Below are 18,607 nucleotides of genomic sequence, written 5' to 3'. Positions count from 1 at the left end.
GGACTTTCCTTAATCACAGCAGGTCGTGAAATTTGAGCCTGCAGGGGCTCGCTAAAAAAGAACGGTACAAACCGTCACGGCTACCCATGACGGTTCATACCGGGCGACGCGTTTAAGGAGTAGGCAGAGCACCGCAAACGGTGGTATCGGCGTTACGGCGGCTGACATAGAGAATCGTCGGTAGGGATTGGCCTGTCGTCACCCCGTCGGCTTTGAGTACGGTGTAATAGAACTCTACTCGCCCCAAAATCGCCGGCTGGACATACGTGGCGAAATCCGCGACGAATTCTTCGCCATTGTGGCCCGGCAGGCTGTGATCATTTACGACCACAATCGGAGGCAGCATTTCTGCTTGGACCAGTATGTTGGAGGACTCCAAGCCCTCTCCATACAGGGTCCAGAAACGCCTGATCGTGTCACCTGTTTTCAGATTGACCGCATCCTTGATTCTTGTGTCGATGCCAAGCTCAACAAACTGCTTGCAACTGATCGAGCGCAAGGTGCCGCCCGCACTCACGGATTTAGGGAATTGTGCCAGCGCCAGGTTCGTCAGTTCACTGGCAAACACATCAACCGGCGTAGACAGGGACGTGTCCATGTTGGGGTTCACACCATTCGTCAGGCTGTACCAGACGGGTTTGTCCAGTCCGTTAAGGCCGGCAGCGATGATTGAGGCAGGAATAGTGAAGGAAAACGTCCCTGAGTCAATTTCAGGCTGCGTCACGGTATGAGGGGTGGGGGTGAAAATCGGTATCCCGTCCCAGTAGAGCTGAAGTTGGTGCCCTGGCATCGCTCCGATATACACACCAAATGCGGCGGTAGCAGGGCCGTCATCACCCGGTCCAATCTCGTTGGTGAGTCCGTCGAAGGAGGTTACCGTAATCTGCGGCAGGTAATCCCGGATGGGACCGGGGCCTCCAGGTTCTCCAGCGGCTGACCGGAAGTCTGCAGCCACCGAAATAGAGTTGGACCATGCTGAAGCCGTGCCGCCATCCACCACTTGGTAACGTAGGTTGGCTGTACCGGCAACAGTGATCCCATAGGCCGCGAAGAGAATGAGCCATGGAATTTCAATCTTTGCGGGGTTTGCAAGGGTCGGCTCGGACGACAATGCAGCCGGGAACACGTGCCCACCCAAGTCGATGTTCAGGGTTTGGCCAGGTCTATAATTGGTCCAGCCAAAAATATACACTTCCGCCAATTTCAACTGCGCGTCCCGAAGGTCCAACGGTGCCGCCGGTACTGCGGGGTCGGTCAAGTTCGTCGGCTGGGGCGTTAAAAGATACTCAACCTCTCTCAACTTCGTCGGATAAATTGTTGAGTTCTCGGAGTAGTCAAAGTAACGGAACGACAGGTGCTCTACACGTGACCCCTTAGCGACAACTTCATCTTTAGTGAGAGAGACAACGACAGGCAAAGTATTAACCGGCAGACTGCTAACAACTTTTATTGGATCCGCATCTGTAACATTCCCATACAACCAAAGCTCATCCATTGCACGTGCAATTAGACGCCCTGGAACAGTAATATCAAGTGCATCGCCATTCGCGGCCAGTGACTCCAGCGTGACCTTCCCACCTACTGCACCGCCTGTCAACGTCACAGCATCCAATAAAATCCCACCGGCAGGGCCAATAGTATCGACGTTCACCAATGTAGTGTTGGACTGCTCGTTACCCCCCGATCCCAAAGCGATCTCATAACTGACACGATACTCCCCATGGTTCGATACATCGACATCTTTGATAGTTACTGCCAATGGCCAAACCAGACTCGACAATGGCTTAGGTCGTTCTATAGGATCTCCATAAACGACGCCATTCACGAACAACCGAAACACATCAGGGTTGCTTCCAGGAAGCGGAAAGGTATCGTCCCACATATCAACTTCAAGCTTGACGCCTTCCGTTTGCGCAACGATAGTTTTCATCAGATTAGGCGGTAAACCGACCACTGGAGGCAGGGCATTGGTAACTCTGAGGTCATCCACAGCTCTAGGTCCGTGGGGCGCAAGACCATGGGGAACAGGGGCCTCCAAGGGATTGACGCATTGAGTAGCGCTACTATCGTTGCCCTTCGACTTCTTTTTTTGATCGACTGAAGCTGCTTGAGTGTTATTTGACTTAGCCATCACTGCTTACTCCTGTAAGTTAAATGATTCACGCTCGTCACCCGACGCACGCGAGGGATGAGAGCTTAATTAGACATCACTCAATCAACTTGCACAGCCTGTGAAACTTGACAGCTGCACAAATGCACAAACTATGCATCTGAATGACAGACCACCTAAACAGCTGCCTTAATAACAAACACGCTAAAAACCAAACACCTTTAACACCAATTACTCTAAACAAACCTAAGTCTTCGGCTCACTCCAATGCAAAAACATCATCAGATTTTTCATAAATAAAAAAGAGGGCTTTCGCCCTCTTTTATTTCAGCCAACGTTTAAACGCCGCCACTATGCGGCCCCAGGCACGTTCCACCACCCGGTATCTTCAAATCGATATAGATAAGTTTCCTGGAGGACAACCCGGTCTCCCCCGCTGCCTTGAACAGACGATACTGCACAACCGCCGAGCCGAAATCCTTCACCAAACCCGGCAATGTGATCAAGCTGAATGGCTCGATACGGATCTCAACTTGGCCTCTGTCACGATCATCCGATGTCAGGCGATGCTCAAAACTCACCTCGGTACCACTGAAGGGCTCACCACTGCCATTTTTTGACGGGTAACTTTTCCAATATAGATGCACGTAATCACCGGTACTGAAATGAGTAAAATCCCAGAGTATGCCAATGAACACGCCTTCATAAGGTTCCGGTTTGGTACCGCACGCAATAAAGAACAGAGGGCTGTCATTCAATAGCACCGGACTCTTGAGGCCGGTCAGCGTGTCGAGGGTTACCCGTACAGGCGTTGAAGGGCTGCGCTGCCGGTTTATGCCGTTGTCTGTCCAGTAATAGACTTCAGCGAGGTTGACGGACGACGCCACTGCCCAGGGCACCCACAGCGTGATCAACTTCCCGGCCACGTCCCCCAGCTGTACGTCATAGGCCGCGACGATAACGTCGTCGCTGTTCCAGCACAGTTCAAGGCGTTCGCCTTGTTGCGGGTTTTCAAACAATCGCACTTCTACCCGCACCGGCCCGGGGCTATCAACGGAAGTCAGCACATTGTCGCCGGTCTTGCCCTTTATGATGGGGACGGCCAGCTTGCGATTGATCGGATCAGGCCCGCTGGGGTCCGGACCGGCCACACGCATATCTACATCATAAAAGCTGTCCGGTGACGGCTTGGAAGCGCTGCCTTGCTCATACACATAGCGCACACGCAATGGATAACGCGTAGAGAAACCACCGGCAGCAATAACAGACCACGGCACAGGCCTGAGAATCGGCCAGTGCTGCACATCGCCAATCTCTTGGATGCCGAGGGAATGAGTATTCCAATAGGTGTAAATTTTGGCCCCCGCTTCTGCGCCCTCTATCCGAGGGATGGTGACCGCCAGCTCTTTCGGCGGCCAGGTATCTTCAAAGAGGACCACACCCGTCAGCTCAGCCGGCTCAATGTAAGGACGAGGCAGGTCCGGCAACACAACCGGAGAGGCCTTGAGCTTGAGTGCATCAGAAAACTGCCCCACATTGCCGCCTCGATCCTCAAGCCGACAGGACACGAACCTGTCACCGCTACCGCTGGCACGCACGTGCGCCTCAGGAAGGGTGAACGCGATGGGCGCGCCTTGCACATGCGCTCTCGTAATGACAAAGGTGGCAGCCAGGCTTAGATCAGGAAGTGTTCCGTAATAGACGTAGATCAAATCGCCAATACGCATATCAAACCAACGCACCAGCCAGAACGGTATGCCACCGTGCGTGACCAAGTACCCATCCGTCACCTCAGTGCGAGCCTCGTCATCCACCTGCACATCCGGGGCAGGGTTACCACCATTCGGAGCGGTTTTGTCGACATTGACGAAGGTTGGAAATGAGTCGCTCGGCCCAATCAATCTGGCGCTGACATTATAAGTCAGCCGATGGATGCCCTCGGTCGACAAGATCGATTTGGGTAAGTACTGCACCAACGGAAAGATGTCGTCAGGGTTGTACGGACCTTTAATAGGGTGGGTATGCACAGTGTCGCCATTCCAACGATATTCCACCGTTGTCACCATGTCCTCCTCATGGAGGTTGAATGGCCAGACCCGTGCAATCGTAACTTCCAGATCCTGATCATGAAGAGCAAGCGGCAAGGTCCGAGCTGCTTCGTCCCACTCCAAATCCAGTGCCTGGGAAGGGTTAGGCGCGTCCAGCTCAAGTATCGTCGGGTCACGCATCGGCTTCGTGGCCGCTCTTGACCCATGAGGGGGCCGCCGGCCTGAGGGCAGGTTCGAATCAGACATGGTCACGCTCCTTGAGCAATCAATCGAGGATCGACCCGGGCGATCAGCACGCTCAGGTCCGGATACTTATTGAATGCGCAAAAAAAGCGCGCGGATACTGTCAGAAATAACAGGGCTCCGCCGTTACCGATGAACGGCAGCCTGCCGCCCCAAGGGATTCAGGCAGGTGGCAACACCCAATTGATCGGCGTCTCGCCATTCTGCTCAAGAAACTTGTTGGTACGACTGAAATGCCCGCACCCGAGGAACCCGCGATATGCCGACAGCGGCGACGGGTGCACCGAGGTCAACACCAGGTGCTTGGTGGCATCGATCAGCTTCTGCTTGCTCTGGGCATGGGCGCCCCACAGCAAAAACACCAGGTGCGGTTGATGCTCGCTGACCACTTCGATAATCCGATCGGTAAAGAACTGCCAGCCCTTGCCCGCATGGGCGTTGGCGTTGGCGCGCTCGACGGTCATGGTGGTGTTGAGCATCAGTACGCCCTGGTCCGCCCAGCTTTGCAGGTAGCCGTGATTGGGGATGTCGATGTTCAGGTCGCGCTTGAGCTCTTTATAGATATTGACCAGTGACGGCGGCGCCGGCACGCCCGGTTGCACCGAGAAGCACAGGCCGTGGGCCTGGCCGGGGCCGTGGTACGGGTCCTGGCCGAGGATCACGACTTTGACCTTGTCCAGCGGCGTGGAATTGAGCGCGTTGAAAATCAGCGGGCCGGGCGGGTAGATCTCTTTGCCGGCGGCATGTTCCTGGCGCAGGAACTCGCGCAACTGCGCCATGTACGGCTGCTCGAACTGATCCCGCAGGGCGTGTTTCCAGCTGGGTTCGAGTTTGATACGGTCGTCTTCGGTCATGGTTGAATAGTCTTGTCAAAAAGAATGAGGCGAACCCTAGGAAAGCCGACCCCGCTTGTCAATTGATCTGACACACCACCGACACTTTCCTACGAAGCGATCATACTCATCCTTCAACGTATCGATTGAGGTCACGATGAACCTGCACTTCGAAGAGCTGACCGGCAGCGACGGTGCCCGCATCGGCATCGCCAGCCTCGACGCTGAAAAATCCCTCAATGCCCTTTCCTTGCCGATGATCCTCGCCCTGGGCGAACGCCTGGATACCTGGGCCAAGGACCCGAACATCGTCTGTGTACTGCTGCGCGGCAACGGCCCCAAAGCGTTTTGCGCCGGTGGCGAAGTCCGCAGCCTGGCGCAGGCCTGCCGGGAACAGCCAGGGGTTGTGCCGGACCTGGCCGCGCAGTTTTTTGCCGCGGAGTATCGCCTTGATTACCGCCTGCACACCTACCCCAAACCGCTGATCTGCTGGGGCCACGGCTACGTGCTGGGTGGCGGCATGGGCCTGCTGCAGAGTGCGGCAGTGCGCATCGTCACCCCCAGCAGCCGGTTGGCCATGCCGGAGATCAGCATCGGCCTGTACCCGGACGTCGGCGCCAGTTGGTTCCTGTCACGCCTGCCAGGCAAGCTCGGGCTCTTCCTGGGCCTCACGGGTGCCCATATCAACGGCCGCGACGCTTTGGACCTGGGCCTGGCCGACCGCTTCCTGCGCGACGACCAGCAAGACGAACTGCTCGATGGCCTGCTGCAGCTGAACTGGCAGGAACAGACCTCGATGCAACTCAACAGCCTGCTTAAGGCGCTGGCCCAGGAAGCCGTCGATCAGCAACCCGAAGCACAATGGCTGCCGCGCCGGGCACAGATCGACGAATGGCTGGACGTGGGTGATGTGCGATGCGCCTGGCGCGCCTTGAGTCAATTGCGCGAACACGCCGACCCACTGTTCAGCCGGGCCGGCAAGACGCTCAGCGAAGGCTGCCCGTTGACCGCGCACCTGGTATGGGAACAGATCCAGCGTGGCCGGCATCTGTCCCTGGCGCAGGTGTTCCAGATGGAATACACCCTGAGCCTCAATTGCTGCCGTCACCCCGAATTCAGCGAAGGCGTGCGTGCGCGGCTGATCGACAAGGACCAGGCGCCGCATTGGCGTTGGCCGGATATCAACGCGATTCCGGAGGCGGTGGTGCAGGCGCACTTCAATAAGGCGTGGGAAGGCCGCCATCCGCTGGCAGACCTGTCCGATTATTGATTAATTGTGGCCAATAAAAAGCGGCGCTTCCTGCGCCGCTTGCACTACAGACCGGTCAGCGATGACCGCCGCGACCGCCTCCATGGTCACCGCGGCCGTGCCCGCCATTGCCCCAACGATCGCCGCCCCAGCCTTGGTTCGGATAAGGCCGGTAACCGGCACGCGGTCCGTAGTAACGCGGGGCCGGCTGGTAGTAGCGCGGGGCCGAGTAATAACGCGGTTGGGGCGCGTAATAGCGCGGCGCAGGGTAGTAATCACGGCGGTACGGGTACGCCGTGCCACCCCCGTAGTAATACACCGGTGCCGGTGAGGTGTAGACCTCGGATCGATAGTAGCTCTGGCCTCCATCGTAATAAGGCACACAAGCAGAAAGGGTCAGACCGAGTAAAGCGCTGAGCAGCAGTCGTCGATACATGGCGGCCTCCTGGACCGCGGAAGAGCACCTCCAGCGACGCGGGAGGGCGGCATCCAGCTTTCGCTGAATGACGAAATATCTGACATCAAAAACGGAATCTGGTGCGTTCTTGCAACAGCTTGATACATCTGCGCAGGCTTTATCGATTCAGTTAATTTGTCTGGATCGAAACTTTGTCGATTGCGATGATGTCACTATGACACTGCACCAGGCCAGGGAGGCTCTACCGTGCGTCCTCCGTTACTACCGTCGGATTCAAGCCATGAAAATCTCAACCAAGCTGCTGCTTTCATTTCTACTGTGTGCGCTGGTCACCCTCGGGGTCGGCTTGTTGGGCATCAAAGGCGTGGTGCGCCTCGCCACGGCATTAGAGCTAACGTTCTCCAACAACCTGGTTTCCGTGAGCAACACCGCCGCTACCCTCAATGGCTTGGTGGCCCATAACCGGGGCCTGTATCGATTGATGGATGCCAGCAAAGGCGAAGTGTCCGCCCAGGATCGTGAACGCGTGCGCCAGGATATCGCCCAGGAACTCAAGCGCAGCCAAGCTGCGTACGCCACCTACCGCGCAACGCCGCTGGAAGATGATGAACGCGCAGCGGGAGACAAACTCGACCAGATCCTGCCCACCTACATCAGCAGCTCCGAACGCATCATGTCGCTGCTCGACGGCAACCAGGTCGATGAGGCCCGCACCCAGCTCAATACCACCAACAATGAAGTCTTCCGTCAGGCGCGCGAGCTGATCCGCGTGATGATCGAATCCAATAACCGCCAGATCAAAGAGGGGGCGGTCGCCGCCGACGAACTGCGCAACAGCGCGTTGACGTGGATGATCAGCGGCATTGTGCTGGCCTTCATCATCGCCCTGACTGTCGGCGTATTGATCACCCGCCTGATCACTCGCCCCATCGCTCAGGCCGTGCAGAGTGCACAACGCATTGCCAAGGGCGACTTGACCCAAGCCATCACCACCGAGCGTACCGACGAAGCCGGGCAACTGTTGGTGGCGCTGTCGGATATGCAGGGCGGCTTGAAAAGCACCCTGGTGGAAATCGCCAACGCGTCCGACCAGCTTGCATCGGCCGCCGAAGAACTGAGTGCGGTCACCGATGAAAGCAGCCGTGGCCTGACCCGTCAGAATGATGAGATCCAGCAAGCGGCCACCGCCGTCAACCAGATGACCGCAGCCGTGGACGAAGTGGCCAGCAACGCCGTCTCGACCTCTGAAGCCTCGCGCCAGGCCACCACCGAAGCCGAAGATGGCCGTCAGCAAGTGGAACAGGCCGTGTCCGGCATGAGTTCGATGGTGGTCGAGATTAACGACTCCACGCAGTCGGTCGCAGACCTCGCCGGCCAGGTGCGGGAAATCGGCAAGGTGATCGATGTGATCCGCGGCATCGCCGACCAGACCAACCTGCTGGCCCTCAACGCCGCCATTGAAGCGGCGCGGGCGGGTGAGCAAGGTCGTGGCTTTGCGGTGGTCGCCGATGAAGTGCGAGCGCTGGCCCATCGCACCCAGACGTCCACGGTCGATATTGAAAAGATGATTGGTGAAGTGCAGACCGGCGCCGACGATGCGGTTGCGGCAATGAATAAGAGCCTGACCTGGGCCAACAACACCCAGACCCTGGCGCAGAACGCCGGCGAAGCGCTGCAACGGATCACCGCCAGTGTGGCGAAGATCAATGAACGCAACCTGGTGATCGCCTCCGCCTCGGAAGAACAGGCCCAGGTGGCCCGCGAAGTCGACCGCAACCTGCTGAACATTCAGGACCTGTCCACCCAGACGGCGGCCGGTGCCCATCAGACCAGCGCGTCCAGCCAGGACCTGTCGCGCCTGGCCACCTCGTTCAACGTACTGGTCAGCAAGTTCCAGCTCTAAGTAGCCCGGGCAGGGTCGGCCCTGTATCGTACAAGGCACAGCGGGATTCTCCGCAACCTTGCCCGATCCAGCCCGAACCTGCCCATGACCACGCCAACCCTTTGCCCCGCCTGCGGGGCCCGCAACGACTGCACCCTGGCTGACCCACGTACGGTCGACCAGGCCTGCTGGTGTTACAGCGTCACCATCGACCCCGCAGTGCTCCAAGCCCTGCCCGATGAGTTGCGCAACACAGCCTGCCTGTGCCCGCGTTGCGCCCAGGTCGATGCGCAGTTGCGTGGCGCTGAGCCGACGTAATGCGGGTTGATCGTTTCCTCAGCAACCTGCCTCGGTTCAATCGCAAGCAAGTGCGCCTGTTGCTGGTTGAGCGGCGCGTGTCGATCGACGGCGTGGCCGTCAGCGATCCTCATCATGAGGTGCGGACATTCAGCCGCGTATGCGTGGACGATGAAGTGCTGCAGGCGGGCAAACCGGCGCGCTACTTCATGCTGCACAAGCCCCAGGGTTGCGTGAGCGCCACGGCGGATCCGCAACACCCGACCGTCCTGGATTTACTCGACGAGCCGGACAAAGATGAACTGCACATCGCCGGTCGCCTGGATTTCAACACTACCGGCCTGATGCTGATCACCAACGACGGCCAATGGTCGCGGCGCCTGACGCAGCCGCAGACCAAACTGCCCAAGGTCTACCACGTGGAGACCGAACAGGACATCGGCCCTGAGTATGCGACAACCTTTGCCGACGGCCTGTACTTCGCCTTCGAGGACCTCACGACTCAACCCGCCGAGCTGGAATTGCTTGGGCCAACAACGGCGCGGCTGAGCATCATCGAAGGTCGTTACCATCAAGTGAAGCGCATGTTCGGACACTTTGATAACAAGGTAATCGGCCTGCATCGCGAGCGCATGGGCCCGTTGGTGCTGGATGCGACCCTCGCGCCGGGCCAATATCGTGCACTGACTGACGACGAAATCCGCCAGGTCTGACGACCGTTCAGCCGGTGATGGGCAAAAAACTGCTCCATCGCCTTGCGGGGCACCCGCTCTGCTGCTTGAATCAGAATCACCAGTTTAAATATGACTGGCGAGTCGCCTATAACCTCCAAGAAACACCTTGCCCCGCCCGCGCTTGATCTACGGGCCTTCCCGGCAAACAGCCCGCCATAACAACACCCGTCGGCCAGCCGTCATCGGATCGACATGGGCCCTCACTTTCCAGGCGTATGCCTACCTGTCACATAGCTCGTGCAGAGTGATCTGCGCGCCCTACCCGCTTGCCAGGAGTCTTACGACATGAGGCCAGAAATCGCTGTGTTGGATATACAGGGTCAATACCGGGTTTACACGGAGTTCTATCGCGCGGACGCTGCTGCAAAGACCATCATCCTGGTCAACGGCTCCATGGCCACCACGGCATCCTTCGCCCAAACCGTGAAAAGCCTGTACCCGCAGTTCAATGTGGTTTTGTACGATCAGCCCTACGCGGGTCGTTCCAAAATCCATAACCGCCATGAGCAAATGCTGACGAAGGAAGTCGAAGGCCAGCTCCTGCTGGAACTCATCGACCACTTTGCCGCCGAACACGTGCTGTCATTTTCCTGGGGCGGCGCCGCCACCCTGGTCGCCCTCGCGCACCGCCCTCGTCGCGTGGAAAAAGCCGTGATCAGCTCGTTCTCCCCGGTGATCAACGCACCGATGCGTGACTACCTGGAACGAGGCGTCGACTACCTCGGCAACCTCGACCGCGACCGCGTCGGCCACCTGGTCAACAGCACCATCGGCAAACACCTGCCGTCACTGTTCAAGCGGTTCAACTACAAACACGTGAGCAGCCTGGCCGAGCATGAGTACGGGCAGATGCACTTTCACATCAGCCATGTGCTGAACAGCGATCGCCTGTGCTACCTCAAGGCGGCCAAGCAGATCGATATTCCGGTGTTGTTCCTGAACGGCGAATGGGACGAGTACACCAGCGCCCAGGATGCCAAGTTGTTTGGGCAGCATGTTTCTAACAGCAGCTTCAGTACCATCCAGGCCACCGGGCATTTTCTGGACATGGAGCACAAAGCAGCATGCCGCGACAGTCGGGATGCGGTGGTGGGCTTCTTGAAACCGGAGCGGCAGGTCAGCCGATTGCGTTATCAACATGGCCAGACGCAGCATGCGTTTGCAATCTGAGATGCAAGCTTGTGTCGGAGCTGGCTTGCCTGCGACAGCCTTACTGAAGTGTGACTCACACACCGAGGTGTCGATATCGCAGGCAAGCCATCTCCCACACACATTTTTGAAGAAAAACTTCAAATCCCGGTGAACATCTGGTACAAAGTCAGCCGCTCTGAGCGGGTAGTAGAACAGTAGCTTCCCAAGCGACGAGGGTTCTTATAGGACAAGTCGTTTTGTGAGCATAGGAACGTGCAAAACGCGGGTATAGTTTAGTGGTAAAACGAAAGCTTCCCAAGCTTTAGTTGAGGGTTCGATTCCCTCTACCCGCTCCATAAAGTTGGCTCCTCCCCCAGTAAAAACGGGCTCTCCGCCCACCTTCTCTGATCAGCGCTCTCGCTCATCCTGACTCATCTCCCAATCAAGCAGCTCTTTCTCCGCGCAAATCAGCGACCACCTGCGCTCGCATCAGATTGTGAATAAAGAAAACCGAGCATCAAAGCAAACGGTCATCACTGTCAGACGCAGTCAATAGATATCAGGCACGCAGGGAGGCATGGTGAACTGGCCTAATGATTTTGGACACTTCAATCGGGCGCTATGATAGCGCCCAAATCAGTGGCCAAGATTACTTGACCAGTTCAGGTCAGCTCCATCAGGGCCGCCTCTAGGGCGAGCTGGTTTTGGTACATCCTTTCCAGCACGTCTGATAACGAGTATTCACTGGGCATTTGCTTGGGCTCCTTAGGGAGGCTTCAGCATAGCGCAGCACTAAAAAGATTCTCCGGTAACCTTATTGAGTTCGTGTTGGCGAATTTTTTTGAAGTCGCAGAACGCCCCTACAACACCAAACGTCGCGCGCGGTGAAAGCGTCACGACCTTAAAAGTGGGGCCGTGCTGCAGTTTGGGCTAGGCCCTCAACGCAGACAAGTTGTCCTGCGCATAGGCTTTAAGCGTTCGCGGTGTTTTGCCCGTAAGCGTAGCGACATCATTGGTCACTGCGCCCGTCCAACCTACACGGACAGGATAAAATATCGACGCCATGAACTCTGCGTAGTCTGGGGGCACACCGCCGCCCTTCAGCATATCGATGAACGCCTCGTCCGAGGTCGCGGTGTACTGCACCGGCTTACCAATAACTTCGGAAAGGATCACTGCCGCTTCAGCATACGTAAGTGCATCGGGGCCATTTAGATTGAATGCCTTGCCATCGAACGTGCTTGTGGTCAGCGCCGCTATTGCGCTGTCGGCAATATCGCGGGCATCGATGAAACTAGATTTACCATCTCCTGCGGGCAGGGCTATTTGACCGTGATCAAGGCCTTGCTTCCAGAAAGTATGGAAGTTGTCCGAGAACCAGTTTGGTCGCAAGATCACATAGGATGTCCCAGATTTCTCTAGTGCTATCTCGACTTGACGATAGGGGATGGAGTCATCCGCATCCACACCGATGACGCTCTGGAAGACCACCTTCACATTACGGGCCGCTGCGGCTTGGACGAAGGGCAGCAAGAGGGCTTGCACATTCATATAGCCCGCTGGCATTAATAGATAGGCGCGGTTGACGCCCTCCAATGCTGCAGCAATGGTATCCGGATTAGCAAAGTCGAAAAGCGTCCCCTCCGCGCCGTTGACCGATTGGCCCAGGCGCGAGGCAGCTTTGACTGCTTCCCCACGCGCTATCAATCCTTTAACCAACGGCCTGCCGACGGTTCCCGTCGCACCTATGACAAGAATTTTTTTAGACATTTCAATCTCCAGGCTATCCGCTACAAACGAGTTAGAAAAATGGGGTCGCATCACTGCGGATTGAAATGAGCGTCGAGCCGCCAACGCTGACTTCGCGTAGCAGCACGCTGATCTCAACCCCCTTCAGATATGTGAAGAGATCTCAGCGCTGACCATATGCCTCTTCTAGCCCTTCGGCCTTGAGCGCTGCTTTGACTGCCGGGCGAGCTTCGACTCGCGCCATGTAGCCTTTGAATTCCGAGAACGCGTCCAGCGAGATTTTGAAGTTGGCACACCAGCGTGTGAGCGCGAATAGGTAGGCGTCTGCGACGGTGAAGGTGTCACCCATGATGTACTGGCGACCGCCAGCCAGAACTTTATTCAGGTAAGTCAGCTTGGCAATCACGGGGCGCTGCGCATCCGTGGCATCGGCATTGGCAGCCAAGTAGAACAAAGGGGTGAAAGACTTGTGAAAGTCAGAAGATAGGTAATTCAGCATTTCATGCAGCCGGGCGCGTTCCAGCGTGCCGTTGGCTGGTACCAACTCGGGGGCGTAACGATCTGCAAGGTACTGGGTTATCGCAGGGCCCTCAGTCAGCAGATTACCGTCGAGCTCGAGGGCGGGTACCGTGCCTTTTGGATTGATCTGGTAGTAGTCGCTGCCCGATTCGGTTTTGTGCTTCCAAAGATCGACCTTTGCGAGTTCGTGAGGAACGTTCGCTTCACGGAGCACTATGTGGACAGCCAGCGAGCAAGAACCAGGGGAGTAGTACAGTTTCATGTTTGAAATCCTTCAAGAGGTTTTATGGGCGCGAGTATTAAGCCCAGGCGGCTTTGTCCTTTGACCGTTCCGGCAAAACACTTGGTACGGCTGGATCCAGAAACTTAAGGGACCGCTTTGGGTGGTGACTTTTAGTTAAGTTACGTGATGGGTTGAATCGTAATTGGCCGTGCAAAAAAGAAAAATACGATCCACAATGACTCTTGGTTCAATAATTGCGAACAATGGATGGACAAGCTCACTGCAATGGCCACCTTCGTGAAGGTGGTGGATTCCGGCAGTTTCACGCGCGCCGCCGATGCCCTCGATCTCCCCAAGGCGCGTGTATCCCAGCGCATCAGCGACCTTGAAAAGCATCTGGGTGTGAGATTGCTTAATCGAACGACGCGCTCCCTGAGCCTTACAGATGACGGCGCTGCATACTTTGATAAGTGCCAAGTCTTGTTGCAGCAGATTGACGAGATGGAGGCCACGCTAAATGGTGGAACAGCGACACCCATTGGCCGGCTGAGGGTGGATTCCCTCGTCTCAATCGCACGTTGGGTGATTGCTCCAAGGCTGCACAATTTTCAGGTACGGTATCCAAGGATTCAGTTGCGACTGAGCAGCTCGGATCGGATCAGCCAGCTGCTCGAGGACGGCATTGATTGCACGATTCGAGGTGGCACGCTCAAGGATTCGAGCATGATCGCTAGACACCTTTGCGACATTCAGATGGGGTTGTATGCGTCGCCCAGTTACTTGGCTTCAATAGGGGGCGTAGATACAGTGGACGCGCTATCGCAACTTAAGCGAATAAGTTGGTTCAGTGGCAGAGAGCGCAATCCGTTTGCCTGGGAGCTAGAGTCGGGGCCCAAACGTTTTACGCTGCAGCCAGGCGATGGCATGCAATTCGACGAACCCGATGTAGCTATTTCAGCATGCATGGCGGGAAGCGGTATCTGCCCTGGTGCTCCGTTCGCGGTTGAAGGATTCGTCCGATCCGGAAAGCTCGTACCCGTGTTACCAGATTGGCACTTTTCTCCTCGTCCAGTTCATATTGTCTATCCTGGCTCCAGGCACTTATCGGCTCGTGTGCGCTGCTTTGTGGACTGGATATTGGAGGTCTTTAAAGACAATGCCGCAATTCAGCTTACACCTATGAGCCTTGCTCAAGATCTCAGCCATCCTAAGCAACCATGATGAAGCTCTTCGACCCTCCCCACTGCCAAGAGCAAGATTTGCGAAGCGGATGTAGTTAGTAGGAAAGTTCCTTCAGCAGAGATACGAATGGCGAAATGTCCTCCTTGGGGAGTACCCTCATTCCGTTCAGGCCAGTGAGATTGCGCACAGCTACCGAAGCCCATCAACTTTGAACTATTCATGACACCCATGCCCCTAATCCTTTGCAGATAACCTCTAGCTCAGGTCGACACCTGAGCGTCCCACTTACACACGAAGGTCTGGTGAATCATGAAGAGCGAACAGGTAGAGGGCGTTGTAGAAAAGGCTGCCGGCAAAGCGCAGAGCGCAGTCGGCAAACTGTTTGGTGATTCGAAGCTGGAAGCTGAAGGTGCCGGGCGCCAAGTTGCTGGTCAGTTGACGCAAACCTATGGCGATGCACTAGACAGCGTATCTACGTTCGTAAGAGAAAAACCAGTTGCTGCAATTGCGATTGGTGCAGTGGCGCTGCTGGTTTTAGACCGTCTGTTTCGCCGCTGAGCCACGAAGAAAGGACGTTGTCTTTGGCGTTAATCGCCCCCGCGCCTCTAGATGTGTTCACCAGTGGGCTACGGGGGCACGAGCGGTATGTACGACTCACTTCAGTTCAAGCACTGACACACGATCACGGAGCCGAGCAATGACACGTCTATTGGTTTCATTGTTGCTGGCCTTGAGCTTGGGCAGTTGCGCCAACGTAGGCGTCGAGCACTACGCTGGCCAACAGCCGCAACTGGACCTGGAGCGATTCTTCAGCAAGCCCGTCAAGGCTTGGGGGATTTTCCAGAAACGCTCGGGCGAAGTGGCCAAGCGCTTTGAAGTGAATATCGCCAGCCGACGCGAGGGGAACGCCCTGATTCTCGACGAGCGCTTCCTGTACAGCGACGGCACGCGTCAACAGCGGGTATGGACGCTGACACCGGACGGCCCGGGGCGCTGGCGCGGTCGAGCGGGTGATGTGGTCGGCGAGGCGATCGGCGAGGTGGCGGGTAACGCACTGCGTTGGCGCTACCGACTCAACCTGCCGGTGGACGGCTCGGTCTACGAGGTGAGCTTTGATGACTGGATGTACCTGATGGACGAAGACACCCTGATCAACCGCTCCAGCATGACCAAGTTCGGCGTCGAATGGGGCCAGGTCACGTTGTTCTTTCGTCGTCAGTGAATGACCCACCACGGGAGAGAATCATGAATCTGCACAGGCTGACTGAATTGGCAGTAAAAGGTGAAATTCGCGAGCTTCAGCTGCTGTCGCTGGAGGGTGGTTTCTACCTCGCGCGCGTCAAGCTGGATCATGCCGAAATGACATTGCAGGGCGATGATGCCAAGCCGCTGCGCATCCGCTCCACCACGCATTTGCGCGATTTGTTGCAACGGGTTCCGCCGTTTCCCTGTGTGCTGGTGCAGCACTGCGTACACGATGAAATGTGCGGTGTTCGGGAAGGGCCTATTGGTGCGTTGCGAATTCCGTTTACGCTGGATTCGTCCGTTTAAGGCTGCGCATGTGTAGGACAGAACTGCGTTTCCGGAAAAGAGGCAATCAATCCTCCCTCTCCACCCCCCGCTGCACCACCCACGCCAACGGCAACGTCACCCACAACACCCCCGCCAGCACCATCACCGCTATCGGCACGCCCAATGCGTCCCCCACCCCGCCAAACACCACCGGCGCCAGCGCCCCACCACCAATCGTGCCGGTGTAGAACACCGCAAACGCTTGCTCCCGCTTACCTGCACCCGCCAGGTCTGGCACCGCGCCGTACAGCACCGACGACGTGCCATTGAGCACCAGGCCCAGCAACGGCAACATCACCATCAGCCCGGTCAGCGGCAAATACACGGCGGCGACGATCAGCAACGCCGTGCTGCTTTCCGTCAACCACACCGTCCTCATCATGCCGATGCGCGCGCCCAGGTAGCCGCAGAATAATTTGCCGAACGCGCCACCGATAAACAGCAGGGTCAGGGCCAGGCCGATACCGGCGGTGCCCGCACCTTTGGCTTGCAGCAGAAACGGCAGGAAGGTAAGAAATCCCATGCGCACGGCGCTGTCGAGGGTGCCGGTGAGGATCAGTGCGCGCAGGCCGGTGACAGAGCCGGCTCCGATAGGCGACTTGTTTTTTTGGGTCGCCAACGAGGCGTCCGGCTGACGGGGAATCAGCCACCACAACAAGCCCGCCGCAGCCAACCCCAGCAATCCCAGGAACGTGGCACTGGCGCGCCAACTGATGACCGTGAGCAACAAGCCGACCAGACCGGGAACCAGGGTTTTGCCAATGTCACCGGAGAAGTTGTACTGGGCCAAGGCCTGCTTGATTCCGCCACCGTCCTCATAGGCATCGCTGATCATCGAGGACGCCAGTGGGTGTTGGGTACTGGCGCCCAATCCGCCCAACAGCAACGCCAGCAGTAGCATCACCAGTCCAGTGGCTTGCCCCACCATTAGATAAGCCGCCCCCGCGAGGGCGGTTCCGCCCACGAGCATCGGCACACGGCCCCAGCGTTTCGCGGCGCGGCTGGCCATGAGCTGGAACACCGCCATCATTCCCGAATAAGCCCCACGTAAAAGTCCGACCTGAGCGTAGGATAGCGCGAACTGCGTTTGCCAGATCGGCAGCAGCACGTAGATGACGTCGGTAAGGCCATCATGCACGGCATGGGCGCTGCAGCCGGCGATCAGCGTGCGTCGACGGGTTGATGAGGCGGGAGCGGGCACAGCGACAGTGTCGTTCATGGCGTCGGGATCAGTTCAGGTTCAGAGGGCTTCCAGCCGTTCAGGGCGATCAGCAAGGTCAGTATCTGGAAGGTGATAATCAGCGCCACACACCCGGTCCAGCCCCAGCGCTCCCAGATCAACGCCGGGACAATCGCACCGCAACTGCCCCCCAGGTAATAGCACGTGAGGTACACGCCCACGGCACTTGCTTTGTTATCGCGGGCGGTAGCGGCAGTAAAGGCGTTGGCCGCCGCCTGAGCGAGAAACACGCCGGTGGAACTGAGGGCCAGGCCCACCACGATGCACCACAACGAAGGCACCAGCGTCAGCGCTGAGCCGCTGATGCCGAGCAGCGCAGCAACGCTTAGAAGTTCGGCGTGAGGCCGCGACTTGCTGAGGCGACCGGCGATGGGGATAACGATTAGCGCCAGCAGGAACACCATGTAAAGCGTGCCCAACGCCGCAGGTCCGAGGTTGAATGGCGGTAATCCCAGGTACAAACCTGCGTAGGTAAACGCTGCAACTTGGGAGAACAGCACACAAAATCCTACTGCGTAGGCCGCCAGCAAAGGCTTGCGAAAAACAGCCGAGAATGGGGACTGAACCTTCGTCGAGCGCGCACGACTCACAGGCAATAAGAACTGAATAAACCCGCCCACCATCAGGCTCAACACCGCCAACCCTTCAAAGGCTTCGCGCCAGCCCACGTATTCGGTCATCACCCCCGTGACAAAGCGCCCGGCAAAGCCACCCAACACAGTGCCCGCCACATACAGGCTGGTGACTTCCGTCACCGTGCCGCCACTCCAGCGGTCGCCGATATACGCCACGCTGGTGGCAAACACCACAGGGATCAACATACCTTCGACAAACCGCCACACCAGCACTTCGGCAAAGCTGTCGGCATAGGCAGTCATCAGCGCCGGCACCGCCAGCAGCAAGGCCGCCATGCTGATCACCGTGCGTTGCTCAAAGCGCCCGGTCAGCCGGCTGACAAACGGCGCAGTCATTGCCACGGCCAACGTCGTCACGGTGATACTCCACCCTGCTGCCTTGGCGCTGATCTGAAACTGCGTGGCAAAGGTCTGGAGAATGCTCTGGGTGGCGTACAGGTTGAGGAACGCCGCGCAGCCACACAGGAACAGGGCAAGGCGGGCACAATGCAGGCGCGGTTTCATGAAACCTCTCGTTTTATTTTGTGAGGTCTTTATAGAAT

At 57.4% G+C, this 18,607-nt stretch carries 17 protein-coding genes and 1 tRNA gene; 10 read left to right on the top strand and 8 right to left on the bottom strand.

Going from position 1 to position 18,607, the window contains the following annotated elements:
* Positions 1–112: 112 nt before the first annotated feature.
* The 3 genes from QCBJ_RS24800 to ung form a co-directional block, all read right to left on the bottom strand.
* Positions 113–2,131, bottom strand: coding sequence for a hypothetical protein (locus QCBJ_RS24800; protein WP_102061804.1), 2,019 nt, complete (start codon positions 2,129–2,131; stop codon positions 113–115).
* A 317-nt stretch (positions 2,132–2,448) separates the two neighbouring features.
* On the bottom strand, positions 2,449–4,404 hold the full coding sequence (locus QCBJ_RS24795) for a hypothetical protein (RefSeq protein ID WP_145994245.1): 1,956 nt from the start codon (positions 4,402–4,404) through the stop codon (positions 2,449–2,451).
* 158 nt (positions 4,405–4,562) lie between these two features.
* Positions 4,563–5,255: a uracil-DNA glycosylase gene (gene ung / locus QCBJ_RS24790; protein ID WP_093543931.1), complete on the bottom strand. Its 693-nt coding sequence runs from the start codon at positions 5,253–5,255 to the stop codon at positions 4,563–4,565.
* 136 nt (positions 5,256–5,391) lie between these two features.
* Between ung and QCBJ_RS24785 the strand changes: the two genes are divergently transcribed.
* Positions 5,392–6,504 (top strand): enoyl-CoA hydratase/isomerase family protein, encoded by a 1,113-nt coding sequence (locus QCBJ_RS24785; protein ID WP_102061802.1) that lies wholly within the window; start codon positions 5,392–5,394, stop codon positions 6,502–6,504.
* 55 nt (positions 6,505–6,559) lie between these two features.
* Here the strand turns inward: QCBJ_RS24785 and QCBJ_RS24780 are convergent, their stop codons facing one another.
* Positions 6,560–6,919: a hypothetical protein gene (locus tag QCBJ_RS24780; protein ID WP_012722742.1), complete on the bottom strand. Its 360-nt coding sequence runs from the start codon at positions 6,917–6,919 to the stop codon at positions 6,560–6,562.
* A gap of 262 nt (positions 6,920–7,181) precedes the next feature.
* Between QCBJ_RS24780 and QCBJ_RS24775 the strand changes: the two genes are divergently transcribed.
* From QCBJ_RS24775 to QCBJ_RS24755, 5 genes are all read left to right on the top strand, one after another.
* The gene (locus tag QCBJ_RS24775) at positions 7,182–8,804 is read left to right on the top strand and encodes a methyl-accepting chemotaxis protein (protein WP_046034520.1); all 1,623 of its coding nucleotides are present in this window, start codon (positions 7,182–7,184) and stop codon (positions 8,802–8,804) included.
* Between the two features lie 84 nt (positions 8,805–8,888).
* A complete protein-coding gene (locus QCBJ_RS24770) occupies positions 8,889–9,101 on the top strand; it encodes a cysteine-rich CWC family protein (protein ID WP_046034519.1) in 213 nt (70 codons plus the stop codon).
* Positions 9,101–9,793: a pseudouridine synthase gene (locus QCBJ_RS24765; protein ID WP_046034518.1), complete on the top strand. Its 693-nt coding sequence runs from the start codon at positions 9,101–9,103 to the stop codon at positions 9,791–9,793. Before QCBJ_RS24770 ends, QCBJ_RS24765 begins: the two co-directional genes overlap by 1 nt.
* Before the next feature lie 306 nt (positions 9,794–10,099).
* Positions 10,100–10,984 carry an alpha/beta fold hydrolase gene (locus QCBJ_RS24760; protein WP_012722737.1) on the top strand — a complete coding sequence of 295 codons (885 nt, stop codon included), beginning with the start codon at positions 10,100–10,102 and terminating at the stop codon, positions 10,982–10,984.
* Positions 10,985–11,227: 243 nt separating this feature from the next.
* Positions 11,228–11,301: transfer RNA gene (locus QCBJ_RS24755), tRNA-Gly, on the top strand.
* Between the two features lie 574 nt (positions 11,302–11,875).
* Here QCBJ_RS24755 and QCBJ_RS24750 read toward each other — a convergent pair.
* Together QCBJ_RS24750 and gstA are read right to left on the bottom strand one after the other, a co-directional pair.
* The gene (locus QCBJ_RS24750; protein WP_102061801.1) at positions 11,876–12,715 is read right to left on the bottom strand and encodes an SDR family oxidoreductase; all 840 of its coding nucleotides are present in this window, start codon (positions 12,713–12,715) and stop codon (positions 11,876–11,878) included.
* A gap of 142 nt (positions 12,716–12,857) precedes the next feature.
* On the bottom strand, positions 12,858–13,475 hold the full coding sequence (gstA, locus tag QCBJ_RS24745) for a glutathione transferase GstA (RefSeq protein WP_102061800.1): 618 nt from the start codon (positions 13,473–13,475) through the stop codon (positions 12,858–12,860).
* Between the two features lie 228 nt (positions 13,476–13,703).
* Between gstA and QCBJ_RS24740 the strand changes: the two genes are divergently transcribed.
* The 4 genes from QCBJ_RS24740 to QCBJ_RS24725 all read left to right on the top strand — a co-directional run bounded on the left by QCBJ_RS24740 (position 13,704) and on the right by QCBJ_RS24725 (position 16,169).
* Entirely contained in the window at positions 13,704–14,657 is a 954-nt protein-coding gene (locus QCBJ_RS24740; protein ID WP_102061799.1) for a LysR family transcriptional regulator, read from the top strand.
* Positions 14,658–14,927: 270 nt separating this feature from the next.
* Entirely contained in the window at positions 14,928–15,176 is a 249-nt protein-coding gene (locus tag QCBJ_RS24735; RefSeq protein ID WP_102061798.1) for a CsbD family protein, read from the top strand.
* Between the two features lie 139 nt (positions 15,177–15,315).
* On the top strand, positions 15,316–15,840 hold the full coding sequence (locus tag QCBJ_RS24730; protein ID WP_046034517.1) for a DUF3833 domain-containing protein: 525 nt from the start codon (positions 15,316–15,318) through the stop codon (positions 15,838–15,840).
* 23 nt (positions 15,841–15,863) lie between these two features.
* A complete protein-coding gene (locus QCBJ_RS24725; RefSeq protein ID WP_046034516.1) occupies positions 15,864–16,169 on the top strand; it encodes a DUF6482 family protein in 306 nt (101 codons plus the stop codon).
* Between the two features lie 46 nt (positions 16,170–16,215).
* On the opposite strand, the gene QCBJ_RS24720 is transcribed toward QCBJ_RS24725, so the two are convergent.
* Positions 16,216–17,409, bottom strand: coding sequence for an MFS transporter (locus QCBJ_RS24720; protein ID WP_102061797.1), 1,194 nt, complete (start codon positions 17,407–17,409; stop codon positions 16,216–16,218).
* The gene (locus QCBJ_RS24715; RefSeq protein WP_102061796.1) at positions 17,406–18,569 is read right to left on the bottom strand and encodes an MFS transporter; all 1,164 of its coding nucleotides are present in this window, start codon (positions 18,567–18,569) and stop codon (positions 17,406–17,408) included. The genes QCBJ_RS24720 and QCBJ_RS24715 overlap by 4 nt, the downstream gene beginning before the upstream one ends.
* Positions 18,570–18,607: the final 38 nt, after the last annotated feature.

This window comes from Pseudomonas sp. QC2, from assembly GCF_002859085.1.
Taxonomy (GTDB): domain Bacteria; phylum Pseudomonadota; class Gammaproteobacteria; order Pseudomonadales; family Pseudomonadaceae; genus Aquipseudomonas; species Aquipseudomonas petroselini.
The sequence above is the reverse complement of the archived record's forward strand: the minus strand, read 5'-3'. Positions and strand labels throughout refer to the sequence as shown.

What these genes read in the sequence shown, in the direction of transcription:
- QCBJ_RS24800 (WP_102061804.1), bottom strand. Translation starts at nt 2,131, where the DNA reads ATGGCTAAGTCAAATAACACTCAAGCAGCTTCAGTCGATCAAAAAAAG.
- QCBJ_RS24795 (WP_145994245.1), bottom strand. Translation starts at nt 4,404, where the DNA reads ATGTCTGATTCGAACCTGCCCTCAGGCCGGCGGCCCCCTCATGGGTCA.
- ung (WP_093543931.1), bottom strand. Translation starts at nt 5,255, where the DNA reads ATGACCGAAGACGACCGTATCAAACTCGAACCCAGCTGGAAACACGCC.
- QCBJ_RS24785 (WP_102061802.1), top strand. Translation starts at nt 5,392, where the DNA reads ATGAACCTGCACTTCGAAGAGCTGACCGGCAGCGACGGTGCCCGCATC.
- QCBJ_RS24780 (WP_012722742.1), bottom strand. Translation starts at nt 6,919, where the DNA reads ATGTATCGACGACTGCTGCTCAGCGCTTTACTCGGTCTGACCCTTTCT.
- QCBJ_RS24775 (WP_046034520.1), top strand. Translation starts at nt 7,182, where the DNA reads ATGAAAATCTCAACCAAGCTGCTGCTTTCATTTCTACTGTGTGCGCTG.
- QCBJ_RS24770 (WP_046034519.1), top strand. Translation starts at nt 8,889, where the DNA reads ATGACCACGCCAACCCTTTGCCCCGCCTGCGGGGCCCGCAACGACTGC.
- QCBJ_RS24765 (WP_046034518.1), top strand. Translation starts at nt 9,101, where the DNA reads ATGCGGGTTGATCGTTTCCTCAGCAACCTGCCTCGGTTCAATCGCAAG.
- QCBJ_RS24760 (WP_012722737.1), top strand. Translation starts at nt 10,100, where the DNA reads ATGAGGCCAGAAATCGCTGTGTTGGATATACAGGGTCAATACCGGGTT.
- QCBJ_RS24750 (WP_102061801.1), bottom strand. Translation starts at nt 12,715, where the DNA reads ATGTCTAAAAAAATTCTTGTCATAGGTGCGACGGGAACCGTCGGCAGG.
- gstA (WP_102061800.1), bottom strand. Translation starts at nt 13,475, where the DNA reads ATGAAACTGTACTACTCCCCTGGTTCTTGCTCGCTGGCTGTCCACATA.
- QCBJ_RS24740 (WP_102061799.1), top strand. Translation starts at nt 13,704, where the DNA reads ATGGACAAGCTCACTGCAATGGCCACCTTCGTGAAGGTGGTGGATTCC.
- QCBJ_RS24735 (WP_102061798.1), top strand. Translation starts at nt 14,928, where the DNA reads ATGAAGAGCGAACAGGTAGAGGGCGTTGTAGAAAAGGCTGCCGGCAAA.
- QCBJ_RS24730 (WP_046034517.1), top strand. Translation starts at nt 15,316, where the DNA reads ATGACACGTCTATTGGTTTCATTGTTGCTGGCCTTGAGCTTGGGCAGT.
- QCBJ_RS24725 (WP_046034516.1), top strand. Translation starts at nt 15,864, where the DNA reads ATGAATCTGCACAGGCTGACTGAATTGGCAGTAAAAGGTGAAATTCGC.
- QCBJ_RS24720 (WP_102061797.1), bottom strand. Translation starts at nt 17,409, where the DNA reads ATGAACGACACTGTCGCTGTGCCCGCTCCCGCCTCATCAACCCGTCGA.
- QCBJ_RS24715 (WP_102061796.1), bottom strand. Translation starts at nt 18,569, where the DNA reads ATGAAACCGCGCCTGCATTGTGCCCGCCTTGCCCTGTTCCTGTGTGGC.